Annotated in this window: 19 protein-coding genes; 5 read left to right on the top strand and 14 right to left on the bottom strand. The window is 64.0% G+C overall.

The window, feature by feature from the left end; all coding sequences use genetic code 11:
* Positions 1-122 precede the first annotated feature (122 nt).
* From IVB41_RS33055 to IVB41_RS33035, 5 genes are all read right to left on the bottom strand, one after another.
* Positions 123-746: a flavin reductase family protein gene (locus tag IVB41_RS33055; protein WP_247438744.1), complete on the bottom strand. Its 624-nt coding sequence runs from the start codon at positions 744-746 to the stop codon at positions 123-125.
* Positions 747-924: 178 nt separating this feature from the next.
* Entirely contained in the window at positions 925-1,524 is a 600-nt protein-coding gene (locus IVB41_RS33050; RefSeq protein WP_247291342.1) for a TetR/AcrR family transcriptional regulator, read from the bottom strand.
* A 35-nt stretch (positions 1,525-1,559) separates the two neighbouring features.
* Positions 1,560-4,697: an efflux RND transporter permease subunit gene (locus tag IVB41_RS33045; protein WP_247438742.1), complete on the bottom strand. Its 3,138-nt coding sequence runs from the start codon at positions 4,695-4,697 to the stop codon at positions 1,560-1,562.
* A 180-nt stretch (positions 4,698-4,877) separates the two neighbouring features.
* Positions 4,878-5,984, bottom strand: a complete 1,107-nt coding sequence (locus IVB41_RS33040) for an efflux RND transporter periplasmic adaptor subunit (protein ID WP_247438740.1) — start codon at positions 5,982-5,984, stop codon at positions 4,878-4,880.
* 222 nt (positions 5,985-6,206) lie between these two features.
* On the bottom strand, positions 6,207-7,538 hold the full coding sequence (locus tag IVB41_RS33035) for an MFS transporter (RefSeq protein WP_247438738.1): 1,332 nt from the start codon (positions 7,536-7,538) through the stop codon (positions 6,207-6,209).
* Between the two features lie 79 nt (positions 7,539-7,617).
* Between IVB41_RS33035 and IVB41_RS33030 the strand changes: the two genes are divergently transcribed.
* On the top strand, positions 7,618-8,010 hold the full coding sequence (locus IVB41_RS33030; protein ID WP_247439123.1) for a DUF2809 domain-containing protein: 393 nt from the start codon (positions 7,618-7,620) through the stop codon (positions 8,008-8,010).
* Between the two features lie 58 nt (positions 8,011-8,068).
* Here the strand turns inward: IVB41_RS33030 and IVB41_RS33025 are convergent, their stop codons facing one another.
* The 3 genes from IVB41_RS33025 to IVB41_RS33015 form a co-directional block, all read right to left on the bottom strand.
* Positions 8,069-9,232, bottom strand: a complete 1,164-nt coding sequence (locus IVB41_RS33025; protein ID WP_247438736.1) for a winged helix-turn-helix domain-containing protein — start codon at positions 9,230-9,232, stop codon at positions 8,069-8,071.
* Between the two features lie 115 nt (positions 9,233-9,347).
* On the bottom strand, positions 9,348-9,602 hold the full coding sequence (locus IVB41_RS33020; protein WP_027568519.1) for a hypothetical protein: 255 nt from the start codon (positions 9,600-9,602) through the stop codon (positions 9,348-9,350).
* A 119-nt stretch (positions 9,603-9,721) separates the two neighbouring features.
* The gene (locus tag IVB41_RS33015; protein ID WP_027568518.1) at positions 9,722-9,967 is read right to left on the bottom strand and encodes a hypothetical protein; all 246 of its coding nucleotides are present in this window, start codon (positions 9,965-9,967) and stop codon (positions 9,722-9,724) included.
* A gap of 508 nt (positions 9,968-10,475) precedes the next feature.
* Here IVB41_RS33015 and IVB41_RS33010 point away from each other — a divergent pair.
* Positions 10,476-11,117, top strand: coding sequence for an OmpA family protein (locus IVB41_RS33010; protein ID WP_247438733.1), 642 nt, complete (start codon positions 10,476-10,478; stop codon positions 11,115-11,117).
* A 58-nt stretch (positions 11,118-11,175) separates the two neighbouring features.
* Here IVB41_RS33010 and IVB41_RS33005 read toward each other — a convergent pair whose 3' ends face one another.
* Positions 11,176-12,606 (bottom strand): phospholipid carrier-dependent glycosyltransferase, encoded by a 1,431-nt coding sequence (locus IVB41_RS33005; protein WP_247438731.1) that lies wholly within the window; start codon positions 12,604-12,606, stop codon positions 11,176-11,178.
* Between the two features lie 51 nt (positions 12,607-12,657).
* Here IVB41_RS33005 and IVB41_RS33000 point away from each other — a divergent pair, with 51 nt between their 5' ends.
* On the top strand, positions 12,658-13,359 hold the full coding sequence (locus tag IVB41_RS33000) for a FecR domain-containing protein (RefSeq protein ID WP_247438722.1): 702 nt from the start codon (positions 12,658-12,660) through the stop codon (positions 13,357-13,359).
* A 2-nt stretch (positions 13,360-13,361) separates the two neighbouring features.
* Entirely contained in the window at positions 13,362-14,525 is a 1,164-nt protein-coding gene (locus tag IVB41_RS32995) for a hypothetical protein (protein ID WP_247438720.1), read from the top strand.
* 156 nt (positions 14,526-14,681) lie between these two features.
* On the opposite strand, the gene IVB41_RS32990 is transcribed toward IVB41_RS32995, so the two are convergent.
* The 3 genes from IVB41_RS32990 to IVB41_RS32980 form a co-directional block, all read right to left on the bottom strand.
* Positions 14,682-15,170 carry a VOC family protein gene (locus IVB41_RS32990; RefSeq protein WP_027568513.1) on the bottom strand — a complete coding sequence of 163 codons (489 nt, stop codon included), beginning with the start codon at positions 15,168-15,170 and terminating at the stop codon, positions 14,682-14,684.
* Between the two features lie 42 nt (positions 15,171-15,212).
* Positions 15,213-15,641, bottom strand: a complete 429-nt coding sequence (locus tag IVB41_RS32985; RefSeq protein WP_247438718.1) for a VOC family protein — start codon at positions 15,639-15,641, stop codon at positions 15,213-15,215.
* Positions 15,642-15,773: 132 nt separating this feature from the next.
* On the bottom strand, positions 15,774-16,286 hold the full coding sequence (locus tag IVB41_RS32980; RefSeq protein ID WP_247438716.1) for a cupin domain-containing protein: 513 nt from the start codon (positions 16,284-16,286) through the stop codon (positions 15,774-15,776).
* A gap of 128 nt (positions 16,287-16,414) precedes the next feature.
* Here IVB41_RS32980 and IVB41_RS32975 point away from each other — a divergent pair, with 128 nt between their 5' ends.
* Entirely contained in the window at positions 16,415-16,633 is a 219-nt protein-coding gene (locus tag IVB41_RS32975) for a CsbD family protein (RefSeq protein WP_007606928.1), read from the top strand.
* A gap of 58 nt (positions 16,634-16,691) precedes the next feature.
* Here IVB41_RS32975 and IVB41_RS32970 read toward each other — a convergent pair whose 3' ends face one another.
* Both IVB41_RS32970 and IVB41_RS32965 read right to left on the bottom strand, forming a co-directional pair.
* A complete protein-coding gene (locus tag IVB41_RS32970; protein WP_007606926.1) occupies positions 16,692-17,156 on the bottom strand; it encodes an FKBP-type peptidyl-prolyl cis-trans isomerase in 465 nt (154 codons plus the stop codon).
* Positions 17,157-17,216: 60 nt separating this feature from the next.
* Positions 17,217-19,508 (bottom strand): xanthine dehydrogenase family protein molybdopterin-binding subunit, encoded by a 2,292-nt coding sequence (locus IVB41_RS32965; RefSeq protein WP_247438714.1) that lies wholly within the window; start codon positions 19,506-19,508, stop codon positions 17,217-17,219.

Genomic DNA, 19,508 nt, shown 5'->3' with positions numbered 1-19,508 from the left:
GGCCGGGCAGCCGCCCAGAGCCATAACGGCCGAGGCGTGGTGGCAGTTCCGGGAGGCGAGCGCTGTGAAAAGCGGTCACCCGGATGGAGCGAAGCGCAATCCGGGCCATGAGAGCGACCAGATCAGTCCGGCCGGACCATCTCGAACATGTTTTCCGGCTTGATCTCGAAATAATCCCCGCTGCGGCCGGCCCGGACGATCGGGCGGGCGGCGGCGGTCTGGTAGACGCCATCCTTGATCATGGCCTTGTCGATGTGGACAGCGACGACCTCGCCGAGCGTCAGCCAGGCATTGGCTTCCTTGCCGTCGGCGCCCTTGAGCCGGACGATGTCGGACACCTTGCATTCGAAGGCGACCGGACTTTCGCCGACGCGCGGCACGTTGACGAGCCTGCCGGGCACGGCGGTGAGGCCGGCGACCTCGAACTCGTCGACCTCAGGGCCGACGTGGGCCGCGGTCGCGTTCATGTGCCTGGCCAGGTCCATGGTGGCGAGATTCCAGACAAACTCGCCGGTCTGCTGGATGTTCTCCACCGTGTCCTTCCAATTGGTGGAGGAGAAACCGATGATCGGGGGGACATAGCAGAACGCATTGAAGAAGCTATACGGCGCGAGGTTGACATGGCCTTTGGTGTCGCGCGACGAGATCCAGCCGATCGGCCGCGGCGCGACGATGGCGTTGAAGGGATCGTGCTTGAGGCCGTGGCCCTTGACGGGCTCGTAGAAGTGCAGGTCATTGTCGGTCACGCGCTTTTTCCTTCTCGTCTTTGCGAGCGCAGCGAAGCAATCCAGAATCCCTCCGCAGAGACAGTCTGGATTGCTTCGCTACGTTCGCAATGACGGAGTTTGTTGATCCGTCCTTGCCAGCCACCAGCCGTCATTCCGGGGCGGTCGGCCTGCTTATAGGAGGAAATTCGCCGCCCTGTCAGTGCCGCGGGGACAATCCCGCGATGACGAAATCGATCATCTGGTCGATGGTCGGGCCCGGCTTGGTGGCACACTGGGCGATCATCTGGGGGTGGAAAAAGCGCATCATCGCGGTGCAGGCGCAGAGCGCGGCCAGTTGCAGGTCCGGCGCCTCGAACTCGCCGGAGGCCACGCCTTGCGCGATCATCTGGCCGATGACCCCGGCAATGCACTCCATGTGGTTGACGCAGACGTCCCAGTCCTCCTGCATCGCGATCTCGACCATCTCGTGCAGCTTATTGTCGCCGACATAGCGCTCGGTGTTCATGCGATTGATGGTGGTGAGCAGTTCGCGGAAGCGCGGCAGTACCGGACCGGGCCTCGCCACGATCCGCTGCGCTTCCAGCTCGACCTCGCCCATCAGCGAGCGGGCCACCGCCTGATGAATCGCCTTCTTCGATTCGAAGAAGCGATAGACGTTGGCGGGGCTCATCTTGAGCTCCTTGGCGATGTCCCCGACCGTGGTCTTGAGATAACCGATCTGGCGGAACAGCCGCTCGGCCACCTCAAGAATACGATCCCGGGTGTCCCCTTCGATATGTTCCGAAACCAGTGTCATCTGTCAGGACTCGTCAATCAGCAGTTCATCTTCACTTATTCAGCCGCCTCAGCAAGCGGAATTGCGTTCTGGTCATCGCTCCCATGCTGCGGCGCGGCAGGCTGCTCGGGCGTACCCGCCTCATCCAGGCTATTGCGGAACCAGAGGGCGTAGAGGCCCGGCAGGTACAGCAGCGTCAGGAAGGTCGCGACGAACAATCCGCCCATGATGGTGATCGCCATCGGCCCCCAGAACGCCGAGCGCGACAGCGGGATCATAGCAAGGATGGCGGCGAGCGCCGTCAGCACCACCGGACGGGCGCGGCGGACGGTGGCCTCCACGATCGCCTCGCGGCGGGTCAGGCCATGCGAGACGTCGGTCTCGATCTGGTCCACCAGGATGACCGCGTTGCGCATGATCATGCCGGCGAGCGCGATCAGGCCGAGCAGGGCCACGAAGCCGAACGGGGCGTTGGCGATGTTGAGCCCGAAGGAGGCGCCGACAATGCCGAGCGGCGCGGTCAGGAACACCAGGATCAGGCGCGAGAAGCTCTGCAGCTGAAACATCAGCAGCGTCAGCATCACCATGACCATCAGCGGGAAGAGAATGAAGATCGAGGCGTTGCCCTTGGCGGATTCCTCGAACGCGCCGCCCGCCTCGATGCGGTAGGCCGGCTCGAGATTGTCCTTGATCGCCTTCAGCTTCGGCGCGATCTGGCCGGTGACGTCGGGCGCCTGCACGCCGTCGACGACGTCGGAACGCACGGTAATCGCCATGTCGCGGTTACGCCGCCACATGATCGGCTCCTCGTGGGCATACTCGATCTTGGCGATCTGCTGCAGCGGCACGGCCACGCCGTTGCGCGAGGTAATGGTGAGATCGCCGACTGCGCCGAGGTCGAGCCGTTCGGACGAGACGGCACGCGCGACCACGCCGACCTTTTCGATGCCGTCGCGCACGGTGGTCACCTGTGAGCCCGAGATCAGCATCGACAGCGCCTGCGACACGTCCTGCGGGGTCAGGCCCATGGCGCGGGCGCGATCCTGGTCGACGACGAGCTTGAGGTAAGGCGACTGCTCGTTCCAGTCGAGCTGGACGTCCTTGACGCTCTTGTTCTGCCGCATGACGTCGCGGACCTGGTAGGCGATCTCGCGCACCTTGTTGGCGTCGGGGCCGATGACGCGAAACTGCACGGGAAAACCAACGGGGGGACCGAAATTGAAACGATCGACGCGCACGCGGGCCTCGTTGAGCGCGCCGTCGGCAACGGCGTTTTCAAGCTTGGCCTTGATGCGCTCGCGTGCCTCGACGCCCTTTGCGACGATGACGATTTCGGCAAAAGCCTCGTTCGGAAGCTGCGGATTGAGGCCGAGCCAGAAGCGAGGCGAGCCCTGCCCGACATAGGCCGTGTAGGTCTCGATGTCCTTGTCGTCCTTGAGCATGGTCTCGGCCTTCTTCACCGCCTTTTCCGTGACGTTGAAGGCGGTGCCCTCGGGCAGGCGAAGCTGGAGGAACAGCTCGGGCCGCTCGGACAGCGGGAAGAACTGCTGCTGGACGTGGCCGAATCCGACGATCGAGGCGATGAAGACGCCGACGGTCGCGGCCACCACGGTGATGCGGTGATTGACGCACCACTGCACGATGGCGCGCAGGCCCCGATACATGCGGGTCTCGTAGACCGCGTGCGGATCGTGATTGTGGTGCACCTTGATGTTGGGCAGAAGCATGACGCCGATATAGGGCGTGAAGATCACCGCCACGAACCAGGACGCGACCAGCGCGATCGCCACGATCCAGAAGATGCTGCCGGCATATTCGCCGACCGCGGAATTGGCAAAGCCGATGGGGAGGAAGCCAGCGGCCGTGACCAGCGTTCCCGTGAGCATCGGAAACGCAGTGGATTCCCAGGCAAAGGACGCCGCACGCATGCGGTCCCAGCCCTGCTCCATCTTCACCACCATCATCTCGACAGCGATGATGGCGTCATCCACCAGCAGGCCGAGCGCGATGATCAGCGCACCCAGCGTGATGCGGTGCAGATCGAGCGACATCGTGTTCATGACGACGAAGACGATGCCGAGCACCAGCGGCACCGACAGCGCGACCACGATGCCGGTGCGCCAGCCGAGCGCCAGGAACGACACGAACAGCACGATGACGAGGGCTTCCATGAAGGAGTGCACGAATTCGCTGACGGCGTGCTCGACCACCTTGGGCTGGTCGGCGATCAGCTTGATGTCGACGCCCTGCGGCACCGCCTTCATGAATTCAGCCGTCGCCTTCTCGACCTCCTTGCCGAGATCGAGGATGTTGGCGCCCTTGGCGGTGACGACGCCGATGCCGATCGCGGCCTTGCCTTCCTGGCGCACGATGAAGCTCGGCGGGTCGACGTAACCATGGGTGACGGTGGCGATGTCGCCGAGGCGGAACACGCGGCCGTTGCTCTCGACCGGGGTTTCGGCGACGGCCTTGGCGCCGTCGAGCGCACCGGTGACGCGCAGCGGCACGCGTTGAGAAGAGGTCTCGACCGTGCCGGCCGGCGTCACGTTGTTCTGCTTGGCGAGCGAATCGAACAGCGCCTGCGGCGTGATGCCGAGAGTGGCGAGCTTGGCATGGCTGAACTCGACGAAGATGCGCTCATCCTGGTTGCCGTAGACGTCGACCTTGGTCACGCCCGGCACCTTCAGGAGGCGCTGACGGAAGCCCTCCGAGACCTTCTTGAGCTGGGCGTAGTCGGCGCCGTCGCCGGTCATCATGTAGAGGATGGAATCGACGTCGGAGAATTCGTCGTTGACGACGGGTCCTAAAATCCCCGAGGGCAGCTGGCCCTGTACGTCGGCCAGCTTCTTGCGCAGCAGATAAAAGAGATACGGCACGTCCTTCGGCGGCGTGGAGTCGCGGAAGGTGACCTGGAGCGCGGTAAAGCCGGGCTTGGAATAGGTCTGCACCTTCTCGAAGTAAGGCAGCTCCTGGATCTTCTTCTCGATGGGATCGGCGACCTGCGCCTGCATTTCCTGCGCGGTCGCGCCCGGCCAGAGCACGGAGACGTTGACCACCTTGACCGTGAAGAACGGATCCTCGGCACGGCCGAGCTTCTGATAGGAGAAGAACCCAGCGACGCCGAGAATGAGCATCAGGAACAGGATCAGCGTCGGATGGCTGACGGCCCAGGCCGAAAGATTGAAGCGCTTCATCGCACTCTCCAAAGATGATCCGGTTGCAAAAAAATGACAGCCACCCTGTTCAACGCGTCGTCGCGAGGCAGCGAAGCAATCCAGGGGGCTGGGCAGGTTCTGGATCGCTTCGCCGCTTCAGCCAAAGCATTTGCGCTCGGGCCGAAACTCACCTCACACGACGTAACTCGTAAGCGAGACTTAAAAGGACAGTGACGAGACGATCCGCACCCTCTGGCCCGGATCGAGCTTCTGAACGCCGAGCGCGACGATCTTGGCGCCCTCTTCGACACCGCCGATGATGACGACGTCGTTGCTCTCGTAGGACTTCACCGCGACCGGCTTCAGCGTGACCGCGCCGTTGTCGTCGACGACGTAGAAGGACGGCTTGCCGCCTTCGTTGAACAGCGCCGACAGCGGCAGCCGCGCGACGCGCTCGGTGGCGGCGTCCGACAGCGTCAGCGTCGCGGTCATGCCGAGCGAAACCTTGTCGTCGGCCTCGGGCAGCGAAAATTTGGCGAGATAGGTGCGAGTAGCGGGATCCGCGGTGGGCGCGATCTCGCGCAGCCTGGCCGTATATTTTTTGCCCGGCTCCGACCAAAGAGTGACGCTGGCGGCGCCCGATTTGGCACGTCCGACCAGCGTCTCAGGGATCGCGACGACCGCTTCCTTTTCGGCAAAGCGGGCGACACGGATCGAGGTCTGGCCTGCGGCAACCACCTGGCCAGGCTCGATCAGCGTTGCGGTGACGACGCCACGGGCGTCGGCGTTGAGCGTCGCGTAGGAAAGGGAATTGTTGGTCAGCTCGACCGAGCGCTCGGCCCGGTTCAGGCGGGCACGCGCCTCGTCGGCGGCGGCGCGGCTCGAATCCAGCTGCGCATCGGTGGTCCAGCCCTTGGCCTTCAAATCCTTGGCGCGCTGCTCGGCCGCGGCGGCCTGGGCCAGGACGCCGGTCGCAGCGGTCTGTTCGGCGACGGCTTGCTCGGCCTGGAGCTTCAGATCGACCTCATCGAGGACCGCGAGCGGCTGGCCGATTTCGACGGTCTGGCCGACTTCGACCAGACGCTTGGCGACCTTGCCGGCGACCCGAAAGCCCAGATCGCTCTCGATCCGCGGCCTGATCGTGCCGACGAAGCTGCGCTCGGGCTTTTCGGCATCGTAGTGCGCGGTGGCGACGAGAACCGGCCGCGGCGGTTCGGCCTTTTCAGCGACGGTGTCATTGCACCCAGCGAGGGTGGCAGCCATCAGCGCCAGCGAAACACCAGCCAAGAGCCTCGAATAGCTGGACAAAACGGATCGGACGAACATCGGAGGACACTCCCTCGGCTGCAATGAGAGGAATGTCGACTAATCACTGATGAAAGTCAATATTCGTCAGTCATCAGGAAAGCGTGATCGTTAAGAGGTGGTAACCTCCGCGGTTGCCCTTGGCGGAAGTCTGGGCTGTTAGAAGAAAGCGCCGCGCCGCGGGCCCTCCGGAGGGACCGCGCGGAAATGGGCCCTGGCTTTCGCCAGGGCGATATTTCGAGGCTACCGCGCCTGTTCGACGAACTCGTGCTTGCTGTCGTGGCCGCCGATGAAGACCAGGATGCCGGCGATCAGCGGCAGCACCGCGAGCACGAGCAGTCCGCTCGAGGTCTGGCCGGTGGCTTCCTTGACCCAGCCGATCAGATACGGACCACCGAAGCCGGCGAGATTGCCGATCGAGTTGATCAGGGCGATGGCGCCGGCCGCCGCCGTGCCGGAGAGCCAGGCGGTCGGCAGGGTCCAGAACACGCCGAAGCAGCAGAACACGCCGATCGCGGCGACCGTCAGCACGATTATCGTCAGGGTGGGGTCGGTGAGATAGCTGGAGACGCCGAGCGCGATGGCGGTGAGCAGCAACGGCGCGCCGACATGCATCACGCGCTCGCGCGTGGCATCGGAATGCCGTGCCCACAGGATCATCGCGATGGTGCCGAACAAATAGGGGATCGCGGTGACGAAGCCGGTCTGGGCGTTGGTGAGGCCGAACGCCTTGACGATCTGCGGCAGCCAGAACTGCATGCCATACAGCGCGCCGACGAAGCCGAAATAGACCAGGCTCAGCATGATCACCTTCGGTGAGGTCAGCGCCTCGCCGAGCGACAAATGCTTCACCGCCTGCTTGGCCGCGATCTCGGCATCGAGCTTGGTCTTGAGCCAGGCCTTCTGCTCGGCCGAGAGCCAATCCGCCTTCTCCGGCCTGTCGGTGAGATAGAACCAGGTGACGATGCCGAGCAGCACCGAGGGGATGCCCTCGATGATGAACAGCCACTGCCAACCCTTCAGGCCCATCGCGCCGTCGAGCCCGAGCAGCAGGCCCGAGACCGGGGCGCCGATCACGGTGGAGACCGGCACGGCGATGGCGAACGCCGCAAGGAAGCGGGCGCGATATTCGGCCGGATACCAATAAGTGAGATAGAGGATGATGCCGGGGAAGAAGCCGGCTTCGGCGACGCCGAGCAGGAACCGCAGCACGTAGAAGCTCATGACGCCGCTCGTGAGCGCCATCAGCGCCGAGATAATGCCCCAGGTCACCATGATGCGGGCGATCCAGCGGCTGGCGCCGAACTTCTCCAGCGCCAGATTGCTCGGCACCTCGAAGATGAAATAGCCGATGAAGAAGATGCCGGCGCCCCAGGAGAAGATCAGCGGGGTGAATTTCAGCTCGGCATTCATGGTCAGCGCAGCGAAACCGAGATTGACGCGGTCGAGATAAGAGAAGAAGTAGGCCAGCACCAGGAACGGGATCAACCGCCATGAGATGGCGCGGATCGTCGAGGTCTCGATTTCCGACTTGGCTGCGCCGGTCGAACCGGCATAGGTCGTGGTCTGGCTCATGGCTTCCCCCGAGGTTGTTGCTTTTATGGGCTGATCCGGGGTTTTGAGCATCGCCGCAAAAGAGTCAATGGAGCAAGCAATGCATCAGGCGCAACCGGTCAAACCCATTGCGCCGTTACGGACATCGCTGATCCGCGCCGGTCTGGCGCTGGCGGTTATTGCCTGCGGACTCTCACTGCGCTGGTACGGCTTTCCGCTCGGCCTGCCCGCCTTCGTGGTGAAGTACGGCGGCTCGCTGCTATGGGCAACGATGGTGTTTCTGCTGGTCGGCGTTTTGCTGCCAAGGCTGTCACGGGCGCGGATCGCGGCCATTGCGATGGCGATCGCGGTCGTGGTCGAGTTCTCCCGGCTGGTGCATATGCCTTGGCTCGACGCGTTCCGGCTGACCACGGCCGGGGCGCTGCTGCTCGGGCGCATCTTCTCGCTGTGGAATCTGGCGGCTTATGCGATCGGGATTGCGTTCGGCGTTTGAATCGATCGATTGGCGGGGATGCGTAGGGTGGATTAGCGAAGCGTAATCCATCCTACGATCAGTCGGCCAGTTGAAACCGCTCAAAACGATCGAGCTCCTCCTCGATCTTCCGTTTCAGCTCCTTGCGTCCCGCGGTCTTCTTCCCCTCGCCGACCCAGGTCCATTTCTGCATCAGCAGCTTCTTTGCCTGCCGGTCGGTCTTCAGATCGAGCGCGGCGACGATCTCGTCGCCGACCAGCACGGGGAGCGCGAAATAGCCGAGCTTGCGTTTGGCCTTCGGCACATAGGCCTCGAACAAATGGTTGTAGCCGAAAATGAGATTGGTGCGCTTGCGCTGGATGATCAGCGGATCGAACGGCGAGAGGATATGGACGAGATCCGGCGGCGCGCGCTCGCCCGGCTCGAGCGCGGCCGGCAGTGCCCAGTACTCCTGCTTGCCGGCACCGTCGATGGCGACAGGCACGAGCTCGCCACGGCGGACGCGCGAGGCGATCAGGGCAGCCACCGCCGGCTTGCGCGGCGCGTCGAGATGGCAGACCGAATCGAGGCTCACGACACCTTGCGATCGCAGCGCGCGATCGAGCAGATAGGCCGTAATGTCCTTTGCCGACGCCGGCTTCGGCAGCTTGTCCCAGCCGAAATGGCGCGTCATCAGCTCATAGGTCTTGAGCATGCCCTGGCGCTCGCTGACGGTCACGACACCGGTATAGAAGGCGAGCTGCAACGCCCGCTTCGAGGGTTTTCGGCTTTGCCAGAGATGTTCCTTCTCGGTGAGCACGTCGTCCTCGATGTCGCGGATCGTCAGCGGACCGGCGCGCACCAGCCGCATCACCTTGCGCATGTCGGCAGGCTTCACCGAGGCGAACCATTTGTGCCCCTCGCGGCGGTGCTCGCGCATCGCCGGCAGGAAGCAGCGGAAATCGCCGGCCGGCACATAGGACAGCGCATGCGTCCAATATTCAAACACGCTCTTGTCGACGCTCTGGGCGTGGCGCAGGTCGGCGCGGCGGTAGGACGGGATCCGGCTGAACAGGATGTGGTGATGGCAGCGCTCGATCACGTTGATGGTGTCGATCTGCACATAGCCGAGATGGGCGACCGCGTCCGAGACGGCTTGCGCGCCGTCACCGAACGGCGCGCGCTCGTCCAGCCGCTGGGCATGAAGCCAGATTTGCCGGGCCTGTGTCGTGGTGAGTGGAATCGGTTTGGGCGCGCGGGACATTGCAGGAGGGAATGTAGCGGGATTCGCGCCGGGAGAAAGAAGCGGACTGGACGCAGCAAAAGAAAAGCCGCGCTGTCATCTGCTGACAGCGCGGCCGCTTGGCGTGGCTGAGGCCCTATTTCATCATCATGGCCTTCTGCGCCTTCATGTAATGCATGCAGCCGCCCTTCATCTTGCCATTGCTCATATCGGTGTTGGCCATAGCCATTTCCTTGTTGGCCGCGACCTTGGCCGGGGTATCGGCCGTGCCCATCATCATGGCTGTCGATTTCATCATGTTATCGCCGGTGCACGCCATCATGGCGGCGGATGCCGGCGAAAGGGAAAGGGTAAGCGCGACAAAAGCGGCGGCTGTGAGCAAGATCTTCATCGAAAAGTCTCCTCCGTAAAACGAAACCGGCGTCATGCCGGCCTTCGCAATACGTATTCTCCGGCGAAGACGTTTCGTAGAGAAGACAATTTTCTTGCTGCGGTGCGAAGACGGAGGGCTCAACGGCCAGCTTTCGGGGCTTTGGACCGGTCGCCAACGCTGCCTGTTGCGACATCGGGTTCGCACGAGGCCTTGCCGCGCTCCTCCGCCTGGCAGCGATAGACACTGCCGGTGAGACGATCGAGCAGCCACATGTTCTCGTCGGTCGGCGCTTGAAGCCCGACATAGCGGGAGGTCAGCCCCGTGATCAGGGTCGACAGCAGGATCGCCACCGCGATCATCGCCGCGCCGACGTAGATGGGCATGGAGCTCAGGGACACGGTCCGATCCGGCGGGCCACTGCGATAGAACTGGTAATCACTCGGCCTCGGCACTGGATGGAACTCGGCTCCCTTCGTTGCGCTTATGGGGGGCTCCACCCTAGGCGTCCATCTGGCCGAAAAATTGTCCGCGGACAGGCCATCGCGCGACGGCTTTGCGACAATCGGTCAGCACGGGTTTCCCCGAGTGAACCGGGCCCCGGCCCCCGAGCGGCACCGGGGCGCGGCCGTCCTCAGTGATGCGGATCACGACAGGACTGCGACGGCTCGAACGCTCGCCGGGCAGCGTGCGACCACTCTCTTCACGCGTTAGCGTCCGTCCTCGGAGTGGACCGCGGGTCGGCCCTCCACGAACCCGAAACCGCTCGAAATTCGCTACCATGGCCCCGGAGGGCCCCGTTTCCACAGTGACCAAGATCACACCGGGGGTTTTGAACCTGCCCTATGCTTGCAGCATCAAATAGCCATCAGGCGTCACAACGAGGATACGACCATGACCCGTTTCAATAAGTCTTTTGCACTGAAGGCGATTACCCTCTCGGCACTTCTGTCGATGACGGCCGGCTTGGCCATGGCCGGCGACGGCAATGTCTCGACCAACCAGATCCTGGATGCATTGAAGCCGAAGTCGACGACCCGCGGCCTGTCCGCAGGTCCGCAGGTCGATCCGGCGGTGCAGGCCAAGGAATCGACGTTCCTGAACACCGTGCGCAACCGCTCGACGCGGTCGTTGTCGACGGGCGAGCGCGAGCAGATTGCCGAGCTCGCCGCGACCAAGCCGAAGATCGATCTGGAGATCCAGTTCGACTACAACTCGGCCGACATCGCCAAGACGTCGGTGCCGTCGGTGCAGGCGCTCGGCAAGGCGCTGTCCGATCCCTCGCTGAAGGGCTCGACCTTCGTGGTCGCCGGCCACACCGATGCGGTCGGCACGGAGGGATACAATCAGGGGCTCTCCGAGCGGCGAGCCGACACCATCAAGAAATATTTGGTGCAGAACTACGGCCTCACCGGCACCGATCTCGTCACCGTCGGCTACGGCAAGACCAAGCTGAAGGACACCGCCAACGGCGCCGACCCGATCAACCGCCGCGTCCAGGTCGTGAACATGGACACCAAGACCGCGTCGAAGTAATTCCCAGGTCATCGCCCATAAAAACGCCGCCTGCCGTTCCCCCCGGCAGGCGGCGATGTCATATCCAGCTTTGGAAAAGCATCAGCCGGTTGAAGGTCTGCATCGACGTGCCGACGAAGGCCGCCGAGATCGGCAGCATGGCGGCAAAGCCTGCTGCCGCGACCGCGACATAGGCCCACAACAGCCAGCGTGGGAGACCGTCCCGGCGCAGCACGTAGACCAGCGCGAGCGACGCCACGGTCGCGGCCGGCAGATAGTAATAGATGAAGGCGAGCGTGCGCGGCAGCAACGCCCAGGCGAGCCAGGATCCGAAATAGAAGACCGCGATCAGGAACGCATCCCGGCGACGCGCGACGACGAAGTCGCGCAGCACGACGGCGAGCGCAAGCAGCGCCGGCCACAGCACCAGGGGATTACCGAGGAAGACGATCGCGGAGACATTGTCGTCCGCGCCCTTGTCGAACAGGAACCACACCGGGCGCGCGAGCAGCGGCCATGACGGCCACGCGCTCATGTAAGTGTGGCCGGCGATGGCAGTGGTGGTGTTGTCGGCAAAGATCCGGCGTTGCGCCTCGACCAGATCCGGCAGCGACACGCCGTAGAGTGGGACAAAGGCCGCAAGATATGTCACCGCGGGCAGGACGGTGAAGCAGAGCACGACGTGATGTAATCTGAAGTCGGGCCAGAGATCGGGCCGGTACCAATCCCCCGGCTTCGCGTCGGCAAACAGGGTGTGCCAGCCCTGCATCAGGCGGATCACCGCGACGATGACGATGCAGATTCCGAGCGGAAACAGGCCGCTCCATTTGCAGGCTGCAGCGCAGCCGAACAGGCTGCCTGCAGCCGCGAACAACGCATGGGGTCGGTCCTTTCGAAAACCGTGCATGAAGGCGGCAATCGCGAGCAGGCCGAAGCCGAATGCAGAAATGTCGAGCATCGCGATGCGCGCCTGCACGTACAGCATCTGGTTGCAGCCGGCGATCAGGGCGGCGGCGATCGCAGGCCCTTGCGCGGCGAACAGCGCGAGGCCGCACAGATAGATCGCGACGATCGCAAGTGCGCCGAACAACGTCGCGGGATAGCGCCAGCCCAGCGCGGTGTCGCCGAAGGCCGCGATCGATAGCGCAATCAGCTCCTTCGCCAATGGCGGATGCATCGGATTGAGCATCGGTTGCGACATCGCTGGCGTCAGCATCTGCCGCGCCGCCGGCACGTAGTGCACCTCGTCGAAGACGAACTTCTCCGGCGTCGTCAGGCCGATCAGCAGTGCGAGGTGCGCGACCAGGAAAATCGCGACAGCAATCACTGCGCTCCGCGACACCTTCGGAACCGCGGGCGAGTCGAACGACGTGTGTGGGGATGTTTTGCGTGGCAAATTTGCGTCACCGCGGAGAATAATCGAGATCGCGGTTTTCATTGAACGCATTCTGCCGCAACTGTCACTAAGCATAGCGCAGGTCTCGCGCTGCTTGTGATAATTCCGCCACATCGCAAGCGCGCGTGATCCGGTACGATCAGGGACACATCGATCGGTTGCGAAATGAATTTGCGTTTCTGGCTTTTCTCCACGCTGTTGTCGACCGCCTTGTGCGTGGCCCCTTGCGCCCAGGCGCAGACCCGCGTCGGTGAAGCCGTCGTGATCCAGAATGAAGTCGTTCGCGTGGCCGCGACCACGACGCCGATCAGCGTCGGCGACAGCATGCTGCGGGACGAGACCGTGCGCACCGGCGCCGGCAGCGCGGCGCGCTTCGTGATGGCCGACAGCACCAATCTGTCGCTCGGTCCGAGCGCCACGCTCAAGCTCGACCGCACGGTCTTCAACGACGAGCACAGCTATCGTGACGTCGCGATCCGCATGACGACCGGCGCATTCCGTTTCGTCACCGGGCATTCCGAGAAGACCGCCTACAAGATCACGACCCCGCTCGCGACCATCGGCGTGCGCGGCACCACGCTGGATATCCTGTCCCAGCGCGGCCGCTCGGTCGTCGTGCTGCAGGACGGCGCCGCCAGTGTCTGCGCGACGAGCCAACAGTGTGTGCAGCTCACCCAGCCCGGCGACACCGCAATCATCACCTCGACCGGCGGCAAGGTCTCTATCAGTAAGACCAATACGCCGCCCTGGACTTTTGCCGCGACTTGCGCCGCGAGCGCGGGACTGTGCGCGGTCAACCAATATGCGGACGCGTCGCCGACCATCACGCCCGCCGTCCATGACGACGGCATGCTGTGCGGACGCTGACGATGGCGAAATCCACCACCGTCAGGCGCGTCGTCCTCGCGAGCGTGCTGACCGCCGTGGCCGCGGTTGCGTTGATCGCGGTCGATGCCCGTCCGGCGGCAGCCGCCACGGCTTGCGAGTCCGAGTGCGGAGGAGCGACGCCCACACCAGCGCCGAGCTATTCCCCCTCGCCGACGCCGACCTACAGCCCCTCGCCCTCGCCCAGCCCCTACCCGTCATCGTCGCCGAGCCCTTATCCGTCCTCCTCGCCGAGCCCGACGCCGACGCCGACCGGCGCGGATTCCAGCGGCGGCTCGATCGGCGGCCTCGCCAACCAGCGCTTCAACCAGATGATCACCAACCGGGTGCTCGGCACGGTGCTGCTCGGCGTCAACGAACAGGTCAATTGCAGCAACTGCGTCAGCGCGTTCGGCTCCGCCGGCTCGTTCTCGGCGGGCATCCACGGCCGCAAGGAGCTGACCAACAATCTGTCGCTGCTCGCCGGCATCGCCTACACGCAATACAGCGAGGGCGGCTACAACATCACCAGCGCGCCGATCGGCGCCTTCGCGCTGCGCTATGATTTCACCGACTGGGGCTCGTCGCGCCCGTTCTTCGACATCGGCACGATCCTGACGCCGTGGGAGAAGGCGCGCTACACCCGCAGCTACAACACCAGCCTCGGCCCGGTGAGCGTCACGAGTTCGACCAACGCCGCGAACTACGCCGTCTACGGCCGCGCCGGCTGGATAAGCCGTGTGTCGCCCCGCGACGAGGTCGCCGCCTCGATCGAGGTCTGGCAGCTCTGGCAGCGCGTCTCGGGCTACACCGACAGCGCAGTGGCGTTCAATCCGTTCGACGCCAGCATCGCGACCGGCACCGACCGCACCAGCCTGGTCAAGATCGGGGGCCAGTGGACGCATCTCTACGGCAGCAATATCGAGGCCAACATCAATGGCGGTTGGGTGCAGTCATTTGCTGCCCATAGCGGCATCGTCGCCACCGTGACCGGCGACGGTGTGGTGGTGCCGACCATGGGCAACCAGGGCTGGTTCGAATATGGCGGCCGGCTCGGCTTCCGCGTGCAGAAGGGCTGGATCGTCGACCTGTTCGCCAACGGCACGCTCGGCCCGCAGCCGGTCGGCAACACCATCCATGGCGGCGTGGGGCTGCGGATCAATTATTAGCGGCGGGCTTTCGCCTCAAATTCCGCTGTCATGCCCCGGCTCGACCGGGGCATCCAGTACGCCGCGACCTATCGATTGACCAACGGCCGTCTCGGCGTACTGGATCGCCCGGTCAAGCCGGGCGACGACAGTGAGTATGTGGCAAGGGCACGCCCTTCACGCCGCCGACTTGCCCTCGAACGCGCGGCGCAAGGTTTCCACGTCCAGCTTGACCATCTTCATCATGGCCTGCATCGCGCGTGCGGCAGCCGCCTTGTCGGGGCTGGAGAGGAATTCAAACATCACCTTCGGCACGACCTGCCAAGCCACGCCCCAGCGATCCCTGAGCCAGCCGCACTGCTCTTCCTTGCCGCCATGGGCCAGGAACGCATTCCAGACGCTGTCGACCTGGGCCTGATCGTCGCAATGGATCATCAGCGAGATCGCGTGGGTGTATTCCATTTTCATGCCGCCGTTGAGCGCGACCAGGGACTGTCCCGCCACTGAGAACTCGACGACGAGCACGGAGCCTTCCTTGCCGGACGGGCCATCTGAAACGTTGCGCTGAACATGCGTGATCGCCGAATTCGGCACGAGCGAGACGTAGAACTTCGCGGCTTCCTCGGCATCGCCGTTGAACCACATGCAGGGCACGAGCTTGGACATCGTGAATGCTCCTCTTCGGTTTCTTGCTGTCGTGGGCTCAGATCAGGCGTTCGCCATGTCGGACTGTGCCGCGAAGGCTGCCATGTCCATCCAGTTCACGCCCCACATGTGGCCGTCCGGATCCTCGAAGCTGCGGCCGTACATGAAACTGTATTCGTCCTTCGGGCTGGGATCGGCGACCCCGCCTGCAGCCCCGGCCCTGCTGACGATATCGTCGACCTCGGTCCGGCTGTCCGCGGACAGGCAGAACAGCGCCTGGTTTGAGGTCTTTGCATCCGAGATCGGCTTCGGCGTGAACTGACGGAATTTCTCGTGGGTCGTCAGCATCGCGTAGATGGTCTCGGAAAAGACCATGCAGCTCGCTGTTTCGTCGCTGAATTGCGGGTTCCTGGTCGCACCGACCGCCTCGTAAAAGGCAGTGGCGCGCTTGAGGTCGGTCACGGGCAGATTGAGGAAAATCATCCTGGGCATCGGAGCTCCTTGGGCGGGGTTCTGCCCAAGGACGGACGGCCAAGCGGCGATCCGACACGGCTTCCGGATCTTTTTTTGGACCCTTACCTGCGAGGTTCTGTCGCACAGAACCCGCTGGCATTCAGGCGCTCCTCACTTCTTCTCGTTCGGGTCGCGGTGAATGGGATCGACCCACAGCACGGTCTCGGGCTTCTCGACCGGCTCGATGTCGAGGTTGACCGCGACTGCCTCGCCATCGCTGCGCACCAGGACGCATTCCAGCACCTCGTCCGCGCTGGCGTTGATCTCCTGATGCGGCACATAGGGCGGGACGAAAATGAAGTCGCCGGGGCCGGCTTCCGCGGTGAATTGCAGGCTCTCGCCCCAGCGCATCCGCGCCTTGCCCTTCACCACGTAGATGACGCTTTCGAGATGGCCATGGTGATGCGCGCCGGTCTTGGCGTCGGGCTTGATGCTGACCGTGCCCGCCCACAATTTCTGCGCACCGACGCGCGCGAAATTGATCGCGGCCGCGCGGTCCATGCCCGCCGTCGACGGCACATTGGTATCGAGCTGGTTGCCGGGAATGACGCGCACGCCGTCATGTTTCCAGCGATCGTCGTGATCGTGGTCATGGTGGGAATGCGAATGGTCATGGCCGGTCATGAGACTTGCTTTCTGTTGGTTCCGTGTGCGGCAAACTAACCCAAAGCCGCGACATCGAGCCATAACAAAATCGGAACCCTCATAGCCGTCGGACGTTGTCCTAACGAGCAAAACGCGAGGAGAGTTTCATGGGTAGCACGACCGACAAGATCAAGGGCACCGCAAACGAGGCAATGGGCAAGGCCAAGCAGGGCGTCGGTGAAGCCACCGGGTCCGAGCGCCTGAAAGGTGAAGGTGCGGTCCAGGAAGTGAAGGGCAAGGGCCAGCAGGCCATGGGCGACGCCAAGGACGCCGCGAAGGACGCCGTGGATCGCGCAGCCGCTGCGGCCAAGCGCGCGACGGAATAACACGCGTCACACGAAAGCGAAAAGACCGGCCGAGAGGCCGGTCTTTTTGTTTGCGGGCTTACTTCACCCCGAGCAATTCCACGTCGAACATCAGCGTCGCGTTCGGCGGGATCACGCCGCCTGCGCCGCGGGCGCCATAGCCGAGCTGCGGCGGAATGATCAGCGTGCGCTTGCCGCCGACCTTCATGGAGGCAACGCCCTCGTCCCAGCCGGCGATGACGCGCCCCTTGCCGATCGGAAATTCGAACGGCTCGTTGCGGTCGACTGACGAGTCGAATTTCTTGCCCTTCTGGCCGTTCTCGTAGAGCCAGCCGGTGTAGTGCATCACGCAGATCTGGCCGGGCTTGGGCGAAGCGCCGGTGCCGGCGACGCTGTCGGTGATCTGCAAACCTGAAGCTGTGGTCATGGTCTTCCCTGCGGTCTGGGCCGAGGCCGTGGTGGAAACGAAATCGGACACGCCGGCGATCACGGTGATCGCGAGTGCCGACATGATGGCGAGGAGCACGCGCTGTAAACGCTGCATAAGAGACCTTCCGTTTGAGGCGCAAGGTGTCTAGCGCAACGCCGACGCCGTTTCCACCCCTCACACCTCGATATTTTCGAGCCGCACGGGCAGCTTGCGAATGCGCTGGCCCGTGGCGTGATAGATCGCATTGCAGATCGCCGCATTGGTGCCGACATTGGCGAGCTCGCCGAGGCCCTTCACGCCTGCCGGGTTGATGTGATCGTCCTGCTCGGAGAGCAGAATCACCTCGACACCGGGCACGTCGGCATTCACGGGCACCAGATAGTCGGCAAGATTGTCGTTGACGTAGCGTGCATTGCGCTCGTCGATCTCGGTGGCCTCCAGCAGTGCCGAGGACATGCCCCAGATCAGGCCGCCCATGAGCTGGCTGCGCGCCGTGCGCGGATTCATGATGCGGCCCGCCGCGAACGCTCCGACCAGCCGGGGGCAGCGGATTTCATGGGTAAAGCGGTTGATGCGGACTTCGACGAACTCGGCACCGAAGGCATAGGCGATCTTGTCCTTCATCTGATGGCCACCGACGAGCCGCGCGTGCCCGCTGTGCATGGCCGTGAAGGAATCCAGCGGCGCGCCTTCGGGCTTCCACTCGCCATATTCCTCGACGATACCGACGCCGAGCGCGTCGAAGGCCTTCTCGAGATCGAGTGGACGATCGCTCTGCGCCGCCTGCGTGCTCGGCGCCTGGCTGATGCCGACAGTCTCCTTGGCCTTGTCGGCGAGACTGTCGCTCGGCATCACGGCCTTGAACAGCCTTTGGCGAATCCGGTCGCACACCATCATCACCGCCGAGCAGGTGCTGGCAGTCGAGTTCGAACCGCCGGCAACAGGCGCCGGCGGCAGATCGCTGTCACCCAGGAAGACCGCGACCTTCTCCAGGGGCACGCCGAGCCGCTCGGCCGCGGTCTGGGCGATGACGGTATACGCACCCGTGCCGATCTCGTGGCCGGCGATCTCGACCCGGGTACGGCCGTCACGCTGGAGGCGAACGCGCGCGGCAGAGGGCGCCATCTGCGTCGGATAGCAGGTGGCGGCACAGCCATAGCCGACCAGCCAGTCGCCGTCCGACATCGATTTCGGCTGCGGCGAGCGCTGCGACCAGCCGAACGCCCTGGCGGCCTCGTCGAAGCACGCCATAAATGACCGCGACGTATAGGGCTTGCCGCCGATCGGCTCGACGGTGGTATCGTTGATGCGGCGGAGCTCGACGGGGTCCATGTTCAGCTTCACCGCGAGCTCGTCCATCGCGCTCTCCAGCGCGAAGAGATACGGCACCTCCGGCGGTGAACGCATGAAGCCCGGCGTGTTGCGGTCGGCGCGTACGATCGACACCAGACTGGCGACGTTCGGGCAGGCATAGAGCCGCGTCGTGGTCTTGGTGCCGCCGACGCAATAGGCATCCGGACGCGACGAAACCTCCGCGCCGTCGTGCCTCAAGGCCACCATCTTGCCGTCCCGTCCCGCACCAAGCTTGATCGCATGGCGCGTCTCGGCGCGATGGGTGGCGATGGTGAAACCCTGGTCGCGGGTCGGCACCAGCTTGATCGGCCGGTTCAGGCGTTTGGCAATTCCGGCGATGATGGCGGTCCGCGGCGTCATCGAGCCGCGCGAACCAAAGCCGCCGCCGACATAGGGATTGACGACACGGACCTTGTCGGCATCGATGCCGAGCTGCTCGGCGACACCGTTCTTCAGGCCGTAGACATACTGGCTGCCCTCGTAGATGACGAGCTCGTCGCCCATCCAGGCGCAGCTCGTCGTAAACAGCTCCATCGGATTGTGGTGCTGGGTCGGCGTTTCATAGGAGGCGGTGAGCTTGACCTCGGCCGCGTCGAACGCCTTGGCGAAATCGCCGACCTCCGGGTCTTCCTTGAACTGTGCATTCTGTCCCTTTGCCGCTGCCGTGGTGGTCCCCGGCGAGTCGAAGCTCGCACTCGGCGCCACGGCCGTGTAGCTGACCTTAACGCGATTGGCGGCCTCGCGCGCCGTCTCGTAACTCTCGGCGATGACGACGGCGATGATCTGGCCGTCATGGGCGATGTCGGCCGATTTCAGCGGCTGGATCGTGGTGCCGGCATAGCCGCCATTGCTGAACAGTTTCGATTCCTTCAGCTTCGGAGCGTTCTCGTGCGTGACGATGTCGATCACGCCGCGGACCCGCCTGGCATCGTTGAGATCGAAACTGTCGATGCGGCCCTTGGCGATGGCGCTGGTGACCAGGAATGCGTAGGCAGGATTGTCGAGCGGCATGTCGGACGCATATGTCGCCCGGCCCGTGACCTTTGCGGCCGCATCATAGCGCGGCACGGGCCGGCCCATGTTTGCTTTCGGCTCGGGAGCTGCAGCGGTCAT

The sequence above is a fragment of the Bradyrhizobium sp. 44 genome (genome assembly GCF_023073095.1).
GTDB lineage: Bacteria > Pseudomonadota > Alphaproteobacteria > Rhizobiales > Xanthobacteraceae > Bradyrhizobium.
Note: the sequence above shows the minus strand (reverse complement) of the source record. Positions and strands in the feature narration are given on the sequence as shown.